This is a genomic window from Hydrogenophaga pseudoflava NBRC 102511 (genome assembly GCF_001592285.1).
GTDB classification, from domain to species: Bacteria; Pseudomonadota; Gammaproteobacteria; order Burkholderiales; family Burkholderiaceae_C; genus Hydrogenophaga; species Hydrogenophaga pseudoflava.
This window is the reverse complement of record NZ_BCWQ01000003.1, coordinates 235,325-250,682: the sequence shown is the minus strand read 5'-3', so window position 1 is coordinate 250,682 and position 15,358 is coordinate 235,325. Positions and strand designations below refer to the sequence as shown.

Below are 15,358 nucleotides of genomic sequence, written 5' to 3'. Positions count from 1 at the left end.
CGGTCGTCCCGGACTCTGCCCTTGCCCGCTTGCGGAACGCCACAACGTGACACAGTGCCAGCCTGTGAGGTCCGCGCGAAACGGCCCCACGCCACCAACCACCTCATGAGGAGCACTTCCGGTGTCCAGCATTTATGACTTCCAGGCCCAGTCGATCGACGGCCAGCCGGTACCGCTTTCAAAGTACCGCGGGCAGCCCATGCTCATCGTCAACACCGCCAGCGCCTGCGGCTTCACCCCGCAGTTCGCCGGTCTGGAGCAGCTGCACCAGACCTACGGCGACCGGGGACTGGTGGTGCTGGGTTTTCCGTGCAACCAGTTTGGCAGCCAGGACCCGGGCAGCGACAGCGAAATCGCCACGTTCTGCCAGCGCAACTACGGCGTGAGCTTTCCGATGATGAGCAAGATCGAAGTCAACGGCGCCGAGGCCCACCCGCTGTACCGCTGGCTCACCGCCGAGGCGCCCGGGCTGCTCGGCAGCAAGGCCATCAAATGGAACTTCACCAAGTTCCTGGTCGGCCGGGACGGTCGCGTGATCAGACGTTACGCACCGCAGGACGCACCGCAGAAGCTGGCCGGTGACATCGAGGCCGCACTGGCCTGAGTCCGGGGCAGCGCCTCTGCCCGCCCTGTCCGATCATTCGCGCCATACGCAACACCGGGGTTTTCACGCGACCGAATTTCTGTGAACCTGAGGCCTGCGTCGTGATCCAACGTTGCAACTCCACAGGAGGTCGCCATGGACGTGATCAGCAGCTTCAGCGCCCGCTTCGAACGCACCCGTGAGGAAGAGATGTCCCTGGAGGACTATCTCGCGGAGTGCAAGCGCAACCCTCTGGCCTATGCCACCGTGGCCGAGCGCATGCTCAAGGCCATCGGCGAGCCGCAGATGGTCGACACGCGCAACGACCCGCGGCTCTCGCGCCTGTTCGCCAACAAGGTCATCAAGGTCTACCCGGCCTTTGCCGAGTTCTACGGCATGGAGGACTCGATCGAGCAGGTCGTGTCCTACTTCCGCCACGCCGCGCAGGGCCTGGAAGAGAAGAAGCAGATCCTCTATCTGCTGGGGCCGGTGGGCGGCGGCAAGAGCTCGATCGCCGAGCGGCTCAAGCAGCTGATGGAACTGGTGCCGTTCTACGCCATCAAGGGTTCGCCGGTCAACGAGTCACCGCTGGGGCTGTTCGATCCGGTGGAAGACGCGGCCCTGCTGGAAGAGCAGTTCGGCATCCCGCGGCGCTACCTCAACCGCATCATGAGTCCCTGGGCCGTCAAGCGGCTGGAGGAATACGGCGGCGACATCCGGCGCTTCCGCGTGGTCAAGCGCCACCCCTCGGTGCTGCGCCAGATCGCCGTGAGCAAGACCGAGCCGGGCGACGAGAACAACCAGGACATCAGCTCGCTGGTGGGCAAGGTGGACATCCGCAAGCTGGAGACCTATGCGCAGGACGACCCCGACGCTTACAGCTACTCGGGCGGCCTGTGCCTGGCCAACCAGGGTCTGATGGAATTCGTCGAGATGTTCAAGGCGCCGATCAAGGTGCTGCACCCGCTGCTGACCGCCACGCAGGAAGGCAACTTCAAGGGCACCGAGGGCTTCGGCGCCATCCCCTTCGACGGCATCGTGCTGGCGCACAGCAACGAGAGCGAGTGGAAGGCCTTCCGCAACAACAAGAACAACGAGGCCTTCCTCGACCGCATCTACATCGTCAAGGTGCCGTACTGCCTGCGCGTGTCCGAGGAGGTGAAGATCTACGAGAAGCTGATCCGCCACTCCTCGCTCTCGCAGGCCACCTGCGCACCGGGCACGCTCAAGATGATGGCGCAGTTCTCGGTGCTCACGCGCCTGAAGGAGCCGGAGAATTCTTCGCTGTTCTCCAAGATGCAGGTCTACGACGGCGAGAACCTCAAGGACACCGACCCACGCGCCAAGAGCTACCAGGAGTACCGCGACTTCGCAGGTGTCGACGAGGGCATGAGCGGCATCTCCACGCGCTTCGCGTTCAAGATCATCTCCAAGGTCTTCAACTTCGACTCCACCGAGGTGGCCGCCAACCCGGTGCACCTGATGTATGTGCTGGAACAGCAGATCGAGCGCGAGCAGTTCCCGCAGGAGCTGGAGCAGAAGTACGTCGGCTTTATCAAGGAGCAGCTGGCGCCGCGCTACGCCGAGTTCATCGGCAAGGAGATCCAGACCGCCTACCTGGAGAGCTATTCGGAATACGGCCAGAACATCTTCGACCGCTACGTCACCTACGCCGACTACTGGATCCAGGACCACGAGTACCGCGACACCGACACCGGCGAGGTGTTCGACCGCCAGTCGCTCAATGCCGAGCTGGAGAAGATCGAGAAGCCCGCGGGCATCAGCAACCCCAAGGACTTCCGCAACGAGATCGTCAACTTCGTGCTGCGCGCGCGCGCCAACAACGCCGGCCACAACCCGCTGTGGACCAGCTACGAGAAGCTGCGCACGGTGATCGAGAAGAAGATGTTCAGCAACACCGAGGAACTGCTGCCGGTGATCAGCTTCAACGCCAAGGCCAGCGCCGACGAGGCCAAGAAGCACGAGGACTTCGTCACCCGCATGGTGGCCAAGGGCTACACGCCCAAGCAGGTGCGCCTGCTGTGCGAGTGGTACCTGCGCGTGCGCAAGTCCAGCTGACCGCGGGGGCCGGCGTCCACCAGGAACACCCATGCTGCAGTCCATCATCGATCGGCGGCTGGCGGGCAAGAACAAATCCATCGGCAACCGGGAGCGCTTTCTGCGCCGCTACCGCGAGCAGATCGGCGAGGCGGTTCGGCGCGCCATCAGCGGGCGCGGCATCCGCGACGTCGAACGTGGCGAGGAGGTCCACATCCCGCAGCGCGACCTGTCCGAACCCGAATTCCGCCACGGCCCCGGCGGCAAGCGCGAGGTGGTGCACACCGGCAACCGCGAGTACCTGGCCGGCGACCGCATCCAGCGGCCCCAGGGCGGCACCGGACAGGGCAGCGGAAGCGGCCAGGCCAGCGACAGCGGCGAGGGGGAAGACGACTTCACTTTTGCCCTCAGCCGCGAAGAGTTCATGCAGGTCTTCTTCGACGACCTGGCCCTGCCCAACCTGGTCCGCACCCAGCTGGCGCAGGTGCCCGAGTTCAAGACCCGGCGCGCCGGCTTCACCAGCAGCGGCACGCCCAACAACCTGCACATCGTGCGCTCGATGCGCGGCGCCTACGGCCGGCGCATCGCCCTGGGCGGCGCCGTGCGGCGCGAGTGCGCCGAGCTGGAAGAGCGCATTGCCGAATTGCGCCGCCACGGCGACGACCCGGTGACCCGCAGCCAGGTGGCCGAGCTGGAGGCGCGGCTCAGGCAGCTGCGCTGGCGCATCGAACGCCTGCCCTACATCGACCCGATCGACCTCAAGTTCCGCAGCCATGTGCGGGTGCCGGTGCCTAGCGCCCGCGCCGTGATGTTCTGCCTGATGGACGTCTCTGGCTCGATGGACGAACAGCGCAAGGACCTGGCCAAGCGCTTCTTCGTGCTGCTCTACCTGTTCCTGACCCGGCACTACGACCAGATCGACCTGGTGTTCATCCGCCACCACACCCAGGCCCAGGAGGTCACCGAGGACGAGTTCTTCCACGCCCGCGAAAGCGGCGGCACCGTGGTCTCCAGCGCGCTGGAGCTGATGGACCGCATCGTGCGCGAGCGCTACAACCCGCAGGAGTGGAACATCTACGGCGCGCAGGCCAGCGACGGCGACAACTGGATGAACGATTCGCCCAAGTGCGCCGAGCTGCTGGACTCCCGCCTGCTGCCGGCCTGCCGCTATTACGCCTACATCCAGGTCACCGAGGAAGAACAGAACCTGTGGCAGGCCTACGAGACGCTGGGCCAGGCACACCCCAACTTCGCGCTGCGCAAGGTCTCGACCGCGGCCGAGATCTACCCGGTGTTCCGCGACCTGTTCCGCAAGGAAGGGGTGCCGGCATGAGCGCCCTCCAGCACCCCCTGCCGATGTTGCCCCGGCCGCCCGAGCCCCTGCCCGGCCCCAGCGACTGGACCTTCGAGCTGATCGAGCGCTACCACGAGGTGATCGAACGCACCGCGCGCCGCTTCGGCCTGGACACCTACGCCAACCAGCTGGAGGTGATCACCGCCGAGCAGATGATGGACGCCTACGCCAGCGTCGGCATGCCGGTCAACTACCGCCACTGGCGCTTCGGCAAGGAGTTCATCCTCACCGAGAAGAACTACAAGCGTGGCCACATGGGGCTGGCCTACGAGATCGTCATCAACAGCGACCCCTGCATCGCCTACCTGATGGAGGAGAACACGATGGCGATGCAGGCGCTGGTGATCGCCCACGCCGCCTACGGCCACAACAGCTTCTTCAAGGGCAACTACCTGTTCCGCATGTGGACCGATGCGAGCGCGATCATCGACTACCTGGTCTACGCACGGAACTACATCGCCGAGTGCGAGGAACGGCACGGCATCGACGCCGTGGAAGACCTGCTGGACTCCTGCCACGCGCTGCAGAACCACGGCGTGGACCGCTACCGCCGGCCCAGCCGCAAGTCGCTGGCGCAGGAACTGGCCGAGCGCAAGGACCGCGAGGCCTATGCCCAGCAGCAGGTCAACGAGCTGTGGCGCACGCTGCCGCGGCGCGCCGAGGCCGACGGCGACGCCCTGGCCGTCAAGCGCTTTCCGGCCGAGCCGGAAGAGAACATCCTGTACTTCATCGAGAAGAACGCGCCGCTGCTGGAGCCCTGGCAGCGCGAGGTGGTGCGCATCGTGCGCAAGATCGCCCAGTACTTCTACCCGCAGCGCCAGACCCAGGTGATGAACGAGGGCTGGGCCACCTTCTGGCACCACCGCCTGCTCAGCGAGATGTACGACAACGGCTTCCTCACCGACGGCGTGATGATGGAGTGGATCAAGTCGCACACCAACGTGATCTTCCAGCCCGGCGTCGGCGACCGCCGCTACAGCGGCCTCAACCCCTACGCCCTGGGCTTTGCGATGTACACCGACATCAAACGCATCTGCGACGCCCCCACCGACGAGGACCGGCAGTGGTTCCCCGAACTGGCGGGCACGCCCTGGCTGCCCGCGCTGGACCACGCCATGCGCAACTTCAAGGACGAAAGCTTCATTGGCCAGTACCTCAGCCCTCGGCTGATGCGCGAGTTCCGCCTGTTCGCCCTGGTCGACGACGACCAGCAGGACACGCTGGAGGTCAGCGCCATTCACGACGAGACGGGCTACCGGCGCGTGCGCGAGACGCTCGCCCGCCAGTACGACCTGGGCTCGCGCGAGCCCAACATCCAGGTCTGGGACGTCAACCTGCGCGGCGACCGCTCGCTCACGCTGCGCCACACCCAGCACAACGACCGGCCGCTGCACGAGAGCGCGGGCGAGGTGCTCAAGCACGTGGCCCGGCTGTGGGGCTTTGGCGTGCAGCTGGAGAGCGTCGACAGCAAGGGGAAGGTCACCCGGCGCCGGGAGGTGCCGGTGCGGGCCTGATCAGCGCCAGGTGCTGTGCCCGGTTTCGCGGCGCAGCAGGTCGGCCAGCGTCCGGCCCGGCTCGACCGGGAACACCGACGCCTCCACCTGCAGAGCCTCCATGCGGTCGAGCCGGAAGTTGCGGAAATCCTGGCGCTGCTCGCACCAGGCCGCCAGCGTCCAGACCCGGCCCCAGTAGAAGCAGCCCAGCGGCCGCACCTGCCGCTCGGTGCGCCGCTCGCCCTGGTCGACATAGCGCAGTGTCACCCGTCGCCGCCCCTGCGCCGCCTCGCGCAGCGCCTGCAGGCGCTGGCCCAGCGCGGGCTCCAGCCCCACCGGTGCGATCAGCAAGGGCTGGCGCTCCACCTCGGCCCGCACGCCGGCGGGCAGCACCGACAGCACGCGCGACATCGCATCCGACGCGGCCAGCGCCATCGCCGGGTCCAGCCACTGCTGCGCCATGCGGGTGGCCAGCGCCAGGGCCCGCGCCTCGTCGACGGTGAACATCAGCGGTGGCAGTTCGAAGCCTGTGCCCAGCCGGTAGCCGACGCCCGCCTCGCCCTCGATGGGCACGCCCTGCGCCTGCAGGTCGGCCACGTCGCGGTAGACCGTGCGCACCGAAACCTCCAGGCGCCCGGCCAGCCAGGCGGCGGTGGACAGGCGCCGGCCACGGATCAGCTGGACCAGGGCAAAGAGCCGGTCGGCGCGGCGCATCGCAGTCAGGCACCGCCCGGCGCGGCCCGCAGGCGTGCGCGCTCGTCCGCCGACAGCACCTGGGGCGTGGCGACCGGTGCACCCGCCGCATCGAAGAACGGCGTGTTCCTGTAACGCCCCGACAGCCGGCTGCCCAGGACCATGCCCAGAATCGTCCACATCGTGCGAAGCAGACCGGAGGTCCGGGGCTTGGGTTCGCCAATGGCGCTCTGCGTGTTGACGCGCGCGCCCACCGGACCGAACGAAGGCTCCAGTGGCGCGCTGTCGAGGCACTGCACCAGCAGGCCGGTGAACGGCCGGTCGTGGCGGGCCAGGGTATTGCCGATGGGCGTGCGGCAACACGCGGCGTACCAGCGCAACATGCCCTGGGGAGACAGGCGCATCACCGCGAGGTGCTCGGCGCCCTGGTCAATGTGGATGCGGTGCGGCGCCAGCTGCACCACGTCCGAACCGCCCTGCGCATCCAGCACGCGCCCGGCGGGGTCCAGAAATCGTGCAAACGCCTGGCAGTCCTTGCAGTAACAGACCACTCGGGTGTTGCGCCCCTCCAGCGTGACGTGGCCCTGCAAGCGGCCGCAGTGGCAGCGCAATGGGTGGGTGGCGGTGTTCATCGGGTCTCCCTGTACTGACGTGGCGGGCTCATTGTGCGTGAACCGCAGGCCCTCCCGCTCTGGTGCGGGTCTTCACGCCAGCGCGTGCAGGCCCACGCGGTTGCCTTCGCTGTCGATGATGTGGGCGAAGCAGCCCATGCCTTCGGGCAGGGTCACCTTGGGCTGGGCCACCCGGCCGCCCGCTGATTCGGCGCGAGAGAGCCACGGGTCGAGCGCGTCGCCGGCGTTGAGGTAGACCAGCGTGCCCTGTGCGGCAGGCTGCATGGCCGGGCTCTTGAACAGCGCGCCGCGCACATCGGCTTCGCGGTCGCCGGGGAACACGGCCAGCTCCTGGCCGGGGCCGCCAAAGGCTTCGCGCTTGAGGGACTGGCGGGTGAGCGCCTCGTAGAAGCGCACGGCGCGGTCCATGTCGGCGACCGGGATCTCGAACCAGTTGAGGGTGTGTGCCATGAAAGACTCCAGGGGGTGGTTGAACAGAACCCGGAGTCTGCGGCCCCCCTGCTGACAGCGCTGTGGCAGCAGGCTGTCAGCGGTTGCATCAAGACATCAGAGCAGCTCTTGCGGGATGTTGCCGCCGTTGGCCGCGATGTGGCCCAGCACGTTCTTGTGCAGCCACATGTTCATCTTGGCCGAGTCGCCCATGAGCTCGTCGGGGCAGTACAGCTCCTTGGCCAGTTCCTTGCGCGCGGCCAGGCTGCTGTCCAGGCCCAGCAGCTTGAGCAGGTCGACGATGGAGGTCTTCCAGTTGAGCTTTTCGGGATGCTTGGCGGCCTTCTCGGTCAGCAGGGCCATCACGTCCACCATGGCGATGGGATTCACCACCGGCGCGGCCGGTGCCGCAGGGGCCGCGGCAGGTGCTGCGGCCGGGGCGGGTGCGGGGGCTGCGGCGGCGGGCGGAATGATGACCGGCGCGGCGGCCGCGTCCTTCATGCCGAGTTTTTCGAGGATGTTGCTGAAGAAACCCATGCTGCTGCTCCTGTGGCGTCGAGTGAAGGGAGGTGCGGGCCGGACGCGCTCGGCCTCGGAGGGACAGCATAACGGCCTGTGTGCCACCAAAGCATGACAAATCGTCGCAAAGGGTCGGGCCGGGGCCGCTGCGTGCGACAGTGCCCGCGGCTGTGCCGCTGGCGCCACGGGCGCGGACGGCACCGCGGACGCAGGTCAGGACCCCAGCGCCTCGTCCAGCAGCTCGATCCAGTGCCGCACCGGCGTGGCGGTGCCGCTCTGCAGGTGGGTGATGCAGCCGATGTTGGCGCTGGCGATCACCGCGGGTTGCAGCTCGGCCAGATGGCCGAGCTTGCGGTCGCGCAGCTGGTAGGCCAGTTCGGGGTTGAGCACCGAATAGGTGCCGGCCGAGCCGCAGCACAGGTGGGCTTCGTTGCGCGCCACCTGCACCGTGAAGCCCAGCGCGGCCAGGTGGGTCTCGACACCGCCCCGGAGCTTCTGTCCGTGCTGCAGCGTGCACGGCGGGTGGAAACCGATCAGCTTTTTCGCGTCGGGTTTGCGGGCCAGCCTCGGTTGCAAAACCGGCACCAGCGCGGGCAACAGCTCGCTCAGGTCCTTCGTCAGTTCGCTGATGCGCGCGGCCTTGGCGGCGTAGGCACTGTCGTGCTGCAGGATGTGGCCGTACTCCTTGACGGTGACGCCGCAGCCGGAGGCGTTCATCACGATCGCCTCCACCCCCGCCTCGACGTGCGGCCACCAGGCGTCGATGTTGGCGCGCATCTGCGCCATACCGCCGTCCTGGTCGTTCAGGTGGAACCTCACCGCGCCGCAGCAGCCCGCCTCGGGTGCGACCACGGTCTGGATGCCGGCGGCGTCCAGCACGCGCGCGGTGGCGGTGTTGATGTTGGGCATCATGGCCGGCTGCACGCAGCCCGCCAGCATCAGCACCTTGCGCGCATGCGTGGTCGTGGGCCAGCGGCCGGCGTCCTGCTGCGCGGGCACCTTGTTCTTCAGGGTCTCGGGCAGCAGGCCACGCACCAGCTGGCCCAGCTTCATGGCGGGGCCGAAAGCGGGCGAGGTCAGGCCTTCCTTGAGCAGCCAGCGCACCGCCTTTTCACCGGCCGGACGCGGCACCTTGGCATCCACCACCTTGCGGCCGATGTCCACCAGGTGGCCGTAGTCCACGCCGCTGGGGCAGGTGCTCTCGCAGTTGCGGCAGGTGAGACACCGGTCCAGGTGCAGCTGCGTGGCGCGTGTCGGCTCGGCGCCTTCGAACACCTGCTTCATCAAATAGATGCGGCCGCGCGGACCGTCCAGCTCGTCGCCCAGCAGCTGGTAGGTCGGGCAGGTGGCGGTGCAGAAGCCGCAGTGCACGCACTTGCGCAGGATGGCCTCGGCGGCAATGCCGTCGGGCGTGCCTTTGAATTCGGGGGCGAGGTTGGTTTGCATCGTGGGTTCAGCCCATCTTGTTCTGGTTGAAGAGGCCCAGCGGGTCGAACGCCTCGCGCAGGCGCTTCGTGATGGCCTGCAGCGCCGGGTTTTCGGCATCGAAACGGCGCACGCCCGGCGCGCCGTCGGCGCCGGCGCGAAACAGGGTCGCGTGGCCCTGCATCCTGGCCGCGGCCGCACGGATCGGCGTGGCCGCCGAGGCCGGCGCCCAGAGCCAGCGCTGCGCGCCCTGCCACTCGATCAGCTGCGCAAACGGCAGCTCCAGCACCGGCGCGGTCTGCGGCAGCGACAGGCGCCACAGGCACAGGTCCGGCGACGGTGCGCTGAAGAACGGCAGGGTCTGGTCGCGGCAGGCGGCCCAGTCGGGCCCGGCCTGGGCGTTGTCCATGCGCTGGCCGCCGGCTTCGCGCGCCAGTCGCTCGCTGGCGGTCTCCACCGCGGCCGCCGCACCGCGCAGGCGCACGAACAGCAGCTCGGGCGCATCGGGTGCGGTGTCGTCCTTCACCCAACAGGATGCGTTCAAAGGCAGCGGCTGGCCACCCCAGCGGTGCAGCTGCTCCAGCGCGTCGCGCTGACCCATGCGGAACACCAGCGTGACCTCGGCCGGCGCCACCGGCAGCACCTTGAGCGACAGATGGGTGATCACGCCCAGCGTGCCCATGGAGCCGGCGAGCGCGCGGCTGATGTCGTAGCCGGCCACGTTCTTCATGACCTGGCCACCGAAGGTCAGCCACTCGGCCCGGCCGTTGACGAACTGGGCGCCCAGCACGTAGTCGCGCACGCCGCCGGCGGTGGCGCGGGCCGGGCCGGCGAGACCGGCGGCAACGGCGCCACCGATGGTCGAACCGGCACCGAAATGGGGCGGGTCGAACGGCAGGTGCTGGCCCTTCTCGGCCAGGGCCGCCTCGACCTCGGCCAGCGGCGTGCCGGCGCGCACGGTGATCACCAGCTCGCTGGGTTCGTGCGCCACGATGCCGCTGAAAGCGCGCGTGTCCAGCGGCTGGCCGCTCACCGGTTCGCCATGGAAGGCCTTGGTGTCGCCGCCCCGGATGCGCAGCGGCGTGCGGGCAGCGACGGCGGCGCGGACCTGGTCGATCAGCGCATGCGGGGTGTCGTTCGTGGGGCTGTTCTGCATGGCCGCCATGGTAGCGGCGGGCCCTGCAAGAGCCTTTGAATTTTTTGCACGGCCGGCTGCAATCGCAGCGGCACTGGCCCCTGCGTCAGCGCGTGTGCCCCAGGCAGGCGCCGGCGTTGGGCCGGCCGCGGCACTCGCGCTTCAGGCGCTTCTCGCGCGCCGCCGGTGTTTCGCTGGACGGCGCCTCGATGAAGCTGACACGGGCCGGCGGGCGGCGTTCGGTCTTGGCGGGCGGGCTGGCTGCTGCCGCCTGGAGCGCGACGCCCAGGGTGAGTGCGAGCACGGCAAACAGCGACATCGGTTGTGCAGACATAGGTTCCTCCTGAAGTGTGTGACAGCGCGCATGCTCGCGCCCGCTCCAGGCCCTGTCTGTGATGCATTCACCAGACGAAAAAAGACCCGCGGCCTTGCGGCGCGCGGGTCGAACATCCAAAGGAGGCAATCGTTCGCTGTATCAGCGGTTGTAGGCGGTCTCGCCGTGCGAGCTGATGTCCAGACCTTCGCGTTCCTGCTCTTCGGTCACGCGCAGGCCCATGGTCAGGTCGACGATCTTGTAGGCGATGAAGGCGACGATGGAGGACCACACGATGGTGATGACCACGCCTTCGGCCTGGATCAGCAGCTGGCTGGCGATGGAGAAGTCGTCGCCCTTGACGCCGCCCAGCGAGCCGGCGGAGAACACGCCGGTCAGCAGGGCACCGACGATGCCGCCGACGCCGTGCACGCCGAACACGTCCAGCGAGTCGTCGGCACCGAGCATCTTCTTCAGGCCGGTCACGCCCCACAGGCACAGGAAGCCGGCAACCAGGCCGATGATGATGGCGCCCATGACACCGACGGTGCCGCAGGCCGGGGTGATGGCCACCAGGCCGGAGACGGCACCGGAGGCGGCGCCCAGCATCGAGGCCTTGCCCTTGGTCAGCGCTTCACCCACGCACCAGGCCAGCACGGCGGCGGCGGTGGCCATCAGGGTGTTGATGAAGGCCAGGGTGGTGCCACCGTTGGCTTCCAGGTTGGAGCCGGCGTTGAAACCGAACCAGCCCACCCACAGCAGCGAGGCGCCGACCATGGTCAGGGTCAGGCTGTGCGGGGCCATGGCTTCCTTGCCGTAGCCGATGCGCTTGCCCAGGACATAGGCACCCACCAGGCCGGCCATGGCGGCGTTGATGTGCACCACGGTGCCGCCGGCGAAGTCCAGCGCGCCCTTGTCGAACAGGTAGCCGCCCGCGCCCCAGACCATGTGGGCGATCGGCAGGTAGCTGAAGGTGAACCAGATGGCACAGAACAGCAGCACGGAACCGAACTTGATGCGCTCGGCGAAGGAGCCGACGATCAGCGCGCAGGTGATGCCCGCGAAGGTGCACTGGAAGGCGATGAAGATGAACTCGGGGATCATCACGCCAGCCGTGAAGGTGGCCGCCAGCGAGTCGGTGGTGACGCCCTTGAGGAACAGCTTGTCGAAGTTGCCGTAGATCAGGCCCTCGCCGCCGAAGGCGACGCTGTAGCCGTAGACGGCCCACAGCACGGCGATCAGCGAGAACACGACCATGACCTGCATCAGCACGGACAGCATGTTCTTGCTGCGCACCAGGCCGCCGTAGAACAGGGCCAGGCCGGGCACGACCATCAGCAGCACGAGGATGGTGGCGATCATCATCCAGGTCACGTCGCCCTTGTCCACCGTTTCCTTCACGGCTTCGGCGGGCGCAGCTTCTGCCGCAGCCGGTGCGGCCTCGGCGGCAGCGGGTGCTGCAGCGTCGGCAGCAGGGGCCGCTGCGGGAGCAGCCGCGGCATCGGCGGCGGGTGCGGTGGCGGCCGGTGCATCGGCCGGCTTGGCGGCGTCCTGGGCCATGGCGGAGAACCCGCCGAACATAAGGCCTGCCCCCAGGAGCAGGGAAGCGATCAGTTTTTTCATTTGGGTGCTCTTTCTGATGCGGGTGCGGGGATCAGAGGGCTTCCTTGCCGGTCTCGCCGGTGCGGATGCGAACCACCTGTTCGAGGGGGGAGACGAAGATCTTGCCGTCGCCGATCTTGCCGGTGCGGGCGGCGCCTTCGATGGCTTCGATCACGCGGTCGACCAGGGCGTCGTCGACGGCGGCTTCGATCTTGACCTTGGGCAGGAAGTCGACGACGTACTCGGCGCCGCGGTAGAGCTCGGTGTGCCCCTTCTGGCGGCCAAAGCCCTTGACTTCGGTCACGGTGATGCCCTGCACGCCCATGCCGGAGAGCGCTTCGCGCACTTCGTCCAGCTTGAACGGCTTGATGATGGCGGAAACCATTTTCATGCTGTGTTACCTCTTCTAGGGTGGGACGGTGTCGGGGCGGGGCCGGGTGACACCACGGGTTGATGCAATCGCTTACAGCCAGAAGCAGGGACCGTGCCAGCTGCTCATCCACCCCGCTCCCGAGGCGGCCGCCCCGAGGGAAAACGTCCTCCCGACGGGGGCTGCGACCCACCCCGTGGGCATGACATGATCCCCGCGCCGCGGCCATAGAGCCGCACCAAACACGTGCATGCCGGTGTCCAGCCGGCCATGCACCGAAACAGGGATGGAGGACCGGATGGGTTTGTCATTGGTGCACAGCCGCGCGCTGATCGGGCTGGAGGCGCGGCCGGTGCAGGTGGAGGTGCACCTGGCCAACGGCCTGCCCAGCTTCACGCTGGTGGGTCTGGTCGACACGGAAGTGAAAGAAGCGCGCGAACGCGTGCGCTCGGCGATTGCCAACGCCGGGCTCGAATTCCCCAGCAACAAGCGCATCACCGTGAACCTGGCGCCGGCCGACCTGCCCAAGGACTCGGGCCGCTTCGACCTGCCGATCGCGCTGGGCATCCTGGCCGCGGCGGGCCAGATCGACGGCGCGAAGCTGGCCGGCTGGGAGTTCGCGGGCGAGCTTTCGCTGGGCGGCGAGCTGCGCCCGGTGCGCGGCGCCCTGGCCATGAGCCTGGCGCTGCACCGGGACGGTTCCGCGGGAGCGACCACACGGCTGGTGCTGCCGCCCGGCAGCGCCGAAGAGGCGGCGCTGGTGCCGCAGGCCCAGGTGTGCCGGGCCCGCCACCTGCTGGACGTGGTGGCGCAGTTCCTGCCCGAAGGGGCCGCGGGCACCGGCGATGCACCGCCCGACGACACGGGCTGGGCGCGTCTGTCGCCCACGCCGGTATCGGCCAGCGAAACCTACGCCGACCTGGCCGACGTCAAGGGCCAGGCGGGCGCGCGCCGGGCGCTGGAGATCGCGGCGGCGGGCGGCCACTCGCTGCTGATGGTCGGCCCGCCGGGCTCGGGCAAGAGCATGCTGGCGCAGCGTTTTGCCGGCCTGCTGCCCCCCATGGACACCTCCGAGGCGCTGGAATCGGCTGCCGTGGCCTCGCTGGCCGGGCGCTTCCGGCTGGAAGCCTGGGGCCTGCGCCCCACCTGCGCGCCGCACCACAGCGCCAGCGCCGTGGCCCTCGTCGGCGGCGGCTCACCGCCCCGGCCCGGCGAGATCTCGCTGGCACACCACGGCGTGCTGTTCCTCGACGAATTGCCCGAATTCCCGCGCGCCGCCCTCGAAGCCCTGCGCGAGCCGCTGGAAAGCGGCCACATCCGCATCTCGCGCGCGGCGATGCAGAGCGAGTTCCCGGCGCGTTTCCAGCTGGTGGCGGCGATGAACCCCTGCCCCTGTGGCTTCCTGGGCCACCCCACCCAGCCCTGCCGCGACACGCCCGACCAGGTCGCGCGTTACCAGGGGCGCCTCTCCGGCCCGCTGCTGGACCGCATCGACCTGCACATCGAGGTGCCCGCCCTGCCCCCGCACGACCTGCTGCACAGCCCGGCCGGCGAACCCAGCGCCACCGTGCGCGAACGCGTGGCGGCCGCGCGGCAGCGGGCGCAGGCGCGCCAGGGCCAGAGCAACCAGGCGCTGTCGGGCCAGGCGCTGGACCGGCATGCGATGGCCGAACCCACCGCGCTCAAGTTCCTGCACACCGCGGCGGCCCGCCTGGGCTGGAGCGCGCGCAGCACCCACCGAGCCCTGCGCGTGGCGCGCACCATCGCCGACCTGGCCGGCAACGAGAGCGTGGGGGTGGCGCACATCGCCGAGGCGGTGCAGTACCGGCGGGCGCTGCGGGCAGCGGGCTGAACGATCAGCGGTACTCGGCCTCGCGGCGCCGCGCCTCGTCCATCTGGCGGAAGCGCACACAGATGGGGTCGTTGGCAAACACGGCTTTGCCGCATTCGCGGATGCGGCAGAAGTCGCGCGCGAACACGTTGTCGCTGCCTGCGCACAGCTGGTCGACACCTGCGGCCGGCCGGGTCGCTGATGGAGCTGCAGCTGCAGCGGCCACCGGTGCGGGCGCAGCAGGCGCGGATGTCGCCACGGCAGGCGTTTCGGGGGCCGTCGCATGCGCGCTGGGAGCCGCGGCAGAGGTCGCCTCGGCGCGGCGCCGTGCGTCTTCCTGGCGCTTCTGTTCCTGCGCCAGCTTCTGCCGTTGCGCGGCCTGGGCGGCTGCGCGCTCCCGGTCCTGTTGCTCCAGCAGCTCGACCGAATGGCGCAGCCGGTCGACCGCGGCGGCGGCTTCGGGGGTGTTCGGCGATGCGGCGTCCGCGCCCACCGGTTCCGTGGCGGTCTGCGGGGCGGTGGCCGGTGCCGCGGTACCGGCTGTTGGCGTGGCTGACGGTGAGGCCACGGGCGCTCCCGCCAGGGGCGCGGCCTGCACCGGCGCCGGCGTGGACTGGTGGGCACCGAGCCACCAGCCGATGGCCAGCACCAGCACGCCCGCGGTCATGGCGCCCGCCCAGCGCCACCAGGCGGGCTGTTGTTCGGTGCGCTGGCCCGAGCGCTTGCGCCGGCGGGCGCGGCGCAGCGCGCGGCTGGCGCGCTCGCGGGCCACTGCGTCCGAGCCCGCATCCCCGCCCGGCCGGTCCAGCGGGCGGGCGCAACCCCGGCAGAAACGGGCCTGGTCCCGGTTTTCCTTGCCGCAGGAAGGACACACGATGGCCATGACAATCAGAGGGTGGAACTGGAAGGGCTTGGCGTTGT

15 protein-coding genes are annotated in these 15,358 nt (G+C 69.0%); 5 read left to right on the top strand and 10 right to left on the bottom strand.

The annotated features are described in order from the left end of the window. The first annotated feature begins 121 nt into the window (after positions 1-121). From HPS01S_RS06000 to HPS01S_RS05985, 4 genes are all read left to right on the top strand, one after another. Positions 122-604, top strand: coding sequence for a glutathione peroxidase (locus HPS01S_RS06000; RefSeq protein WP_066152408.1), 483 nt, complete (start codon positions 122-124; stop codon positions 602-604). Positions 605-739: 135 nt separating this feature from the next. Then, positions 740-2,662 (top strand): PrkA family serine protein kinase, encoded by a 1,923-nt coding sequence (locus tag HPS01S_RS05995; protein ID WP_066152405.1) that lies wholly within the window; start codon positions 740-742, stop codon positions 2,660-2,662. A gap of 31 nt (positions 2,663-2,693) precedes the next feature. Beyond that, positions 2,694-3,974, top strand: a complete 1,281-nt coding sequence (locus HPS01S_RS05990) for a YeaH/YhbH family protein (protein WP_218016587.1) — start codon at positions 2,694-2,696, stop codon at positions 3,972-3,974. Next, complete coding sequence (locus HPS01S_RS05985; RefSeq protein ID WP_066152402.1) at positions 3,971-5,509, top strand: SpoVR family protein; 1,539 nt, start codon at positions 3,971-3,973, stop codon at positions 5,507-5,509. Before HPS01S_RS05990 ends, HPS01S_RS05985 begins: the two co-directional genes overlap by 4 nt. Here HPS01S_RS05985 and HPS01S_RS05980 read toward each other — a convergent pair whose 3' ends face one another. The 9 genes from HPS01S_RS05980 to HPS01S_RS05940 all read right to left on the bottom strand — a co-directional run bounded on the left by HPS01S_RS05980 (position 5,510) and on the right by HPS01S_RS05940 (position 12,627). Further along, entirely contained in the window at positions 5,510-6,202 is a 693-nt protein-coding gene (locus HPS01S_RS05980) for a helix-turn-helix transcriptional regulator (protein WP_066152400.1), read from the bottom strand. A 5-nt stretch (positions 6,203-6,207) separates the two neighbouring features. After that, positions 6,208-6,813, bottom strand: coding sequence for a DUF6151 family protein (locus HPS01S_RS05975; protein WP_066152398.1), 606 nt, complete (start codon positions 6,811-6,813; stop codon positions 6,208-6,210). Positions 6,814-6,885: 72 nt separating this feature from the next. Beyond that, a complete protein-coding gene (locus HPS01S_RS05970) occupies positions 6,886-7,263 on the bottom strand; it encodes a VOC family protein (RefSeq protein WP_066152396.1) in 378 nt (125 codons plus the stop codon). Positions 7,264-7,359: 96 nt separating this feature from the next. Beyond that, a complete protein-coding gene (locus HPS01S_RS05965) occupies positions 7,360-7,779 on the bottom strand; it encodes a DUF3597 domain-containing protein (RefSeq protein WP_066152393.1) in 420 nt (139 codons plus the stop codon). A gap of 195 nt (positions 7,780-7,974) precedes the next feature. Then, the gene (gene glcF / locus HPS01S_RS05960; protein WP_066152388.1) at positions 7,975-9,207 is read right to left on the bottom strand and encodes a glycolate oxidase subunit GlcF; all 1,233 of its coding nucleotides are present in this window, start codon (positions 9,205-9,207) and stop codon (positions 7,975-7,977) included. 7 nt (positions 9,208-9,214) lie between these two features. Further along, positions 9,215-10,342, bottom strand: coding sequence for a glycolate oxidase subunit GlcE (gene glcE / locus HPS01S_RS05955; RefSeq protein WP_157576115.1), 1,128 nt, complete (start codon positions 10,340-10,342; stop codon positions 9,215-9,217). A gap of 85 nt (positions 10,343-10,427) precedes the next feature. Further along, on the bottom strand, positions 10,428-10,655 hold the full coding sequence (locus HPS01S_RS05950; protein WP_084397097.1) for a hypothetical protein: 228 nt from the start codon (positions 10,653-10,655) through the stop codon (positions 10,428-10,430). Between the two features lie 141 nt (positions 10,656-10,796). Continuing rightward, positions 10,797-12,257, bottom strand: a complete 1,461-nt coding sequence (locus HPS01S_RS05945) for an ammonium transporter (RefSeq protein ID WP_066152379.1) — start codon at positions 12,255-12,257, stop codon at positions 10,797-10,799. Positions 12,258-12,288: 31 nt separating this feature from the next. Then, complete coding sequence (locus HPS01S_RS05940) at positions 12,289-12,627, bottom strand: P-II family nitrogen regulator (RefSeq protein WP_066152377.1); 339 nt, start codon at positions 12,625-12,627, stop codon at positions 12,289-12,291. Between the two features lie 277 nt (positions 12,628-12,904). On the opposite strand from HPS01S_RS05940, the gene HPS01S_RS05935 reads away from it, so the two are divergent. Beyond that, positions 12,905-14,458: a YifB family Mg chelatase-like AAA ATPase gene (locus tag HPS01S_RS05935; RefSeq protein WP_066152374.1), complete on the top strand. Its 1,554-nt coding sequence runs from the start codon at positions 12,905-12,907 to the stop codon at positions 14,456-14,458. Positions 14,459-14,462: 4 nt separating this feature from the next. On the opposite strand, the gene HPS01S_RS05930 is transcribed toward HPS01S_RS05935, so the two are convergent. Next, the gene (locus HPS01S_RS05930) at positions 14,463-15,320 is read right to left on the bottom strand and encodes a zinc ribbon domain-containing protein (protein WP_157576113.1); all 858 of its coding nucleotides are present in this window, start codon (positions 15,318-15,320) and stop codon (positions 14,463-14,465) included. Between the last annotated feature and the right edge of the window lie 38 nt (positions 15,321-15,358).

Excerpts from the sequence above, each read along its gene's own strand:
- HPS01S_RS05950 (WP_084397097.1), bottom strand. The coding sequence starts at position 10,655 with ATGTCTGCACAACCGATGTCGCTGTTTGCCGTGCTCGCACTCACCCTG.
- HPS01S_RS05980 (WP_066152400.1), bottom strand. The coding sequence starts at position 6,202 with ATGCGCCGCGCCGACCGGCTCTTTGCCCTGGTCCAGCTGATCCGTGGC.
- HPS01S_RS05970 (WP_066152396.1), bottom strand. The coding sequence starts at position 7,263 with ATGGCACACACCCTCAACTGGTTCGAGATCCCGGTCGCCGACATGGAC.
- HPS01S_RS05935 (WP_066152374.1), top strand. The coding sequence starts at position 12,905 with ATGGGTTTGTCATTGGTGCACAGCCGCGCGCTGATCGGGCTGGAGGCG.
- HPS01S_RS05965 (WP_066152393.1), bottom strand. The coding sequence starts at position 7,779 with ATGGGTTTCTTCAGCAACATCCTCGAAAAACTCGGCATGAAGGACGCG.
- HPS01S_RS05930 (WP_157576113.1), bottom strand. The coding sequence starts at position 15,320 with ATGGCCATCGTGTGTCCTTCCTGCGGCAAGGAAAACCGGGACCAGGCC.
- glcE (WP_157576115.1), bottom strand. The coding sequence starts at position 10,342 with ATGCAGAACAGCCCCACGAACGACACCCCGCATGCGCTGATCGACCAG.
- HPS01S_RS05940 (WP_066152377.1), bottom strand. The coding sequence starts at position 12,627 with ATGAAAATGGTTTCCGCCATCATCAAGCCGTTCAAGCTGGACGAAGTG.
- HPS01S_RS05995 (WP_066152405.1), top strand. The coding sequence starts at position 740 with ATGGACGTGATCAGCAGCTTCAGCGCCCGCTTCGAACGCACCCGTGAG.
- HPS01S_RS05975 (WP_066152398.1), bottom strand. The coding sequence starts at position 6,813 with ATGAACACCGCCACCCACCCATTGCGCTGCCACTGCGGCCGCTTGCAG.
- glcF (WP_066152388.1), bottom strand. The coding sequence starts at position 9,207 with ATGCAAACCAACCTCGCCCCCGAATTCAAAGGCACGCCCGACGGCATT.
- HPS01S_RS05945 (WP_066152379.1), bottom strand. The coding sequence starts at position 12,257 with ATGAAAAAACTGATCGCTTCCCTGCTCCTGGGGGCAGGCCTTATGTTC.
- HPS01S_RS05985 (WP_066152402.1), top strand. The coding sequence starts at position 3,971 with ATGAGCGCCCTCCAGCACCCCCTGCCGATGTTGCCCCGGCCGCCCGAG.
- HPS01S_RS05990 (WP_218016587.1), top strand. The coding sequence starts at position 2,694 with ATGCTGCAGTCCATCATCGATCGGCGGCTGGCGGGCAAGAACAAATCC.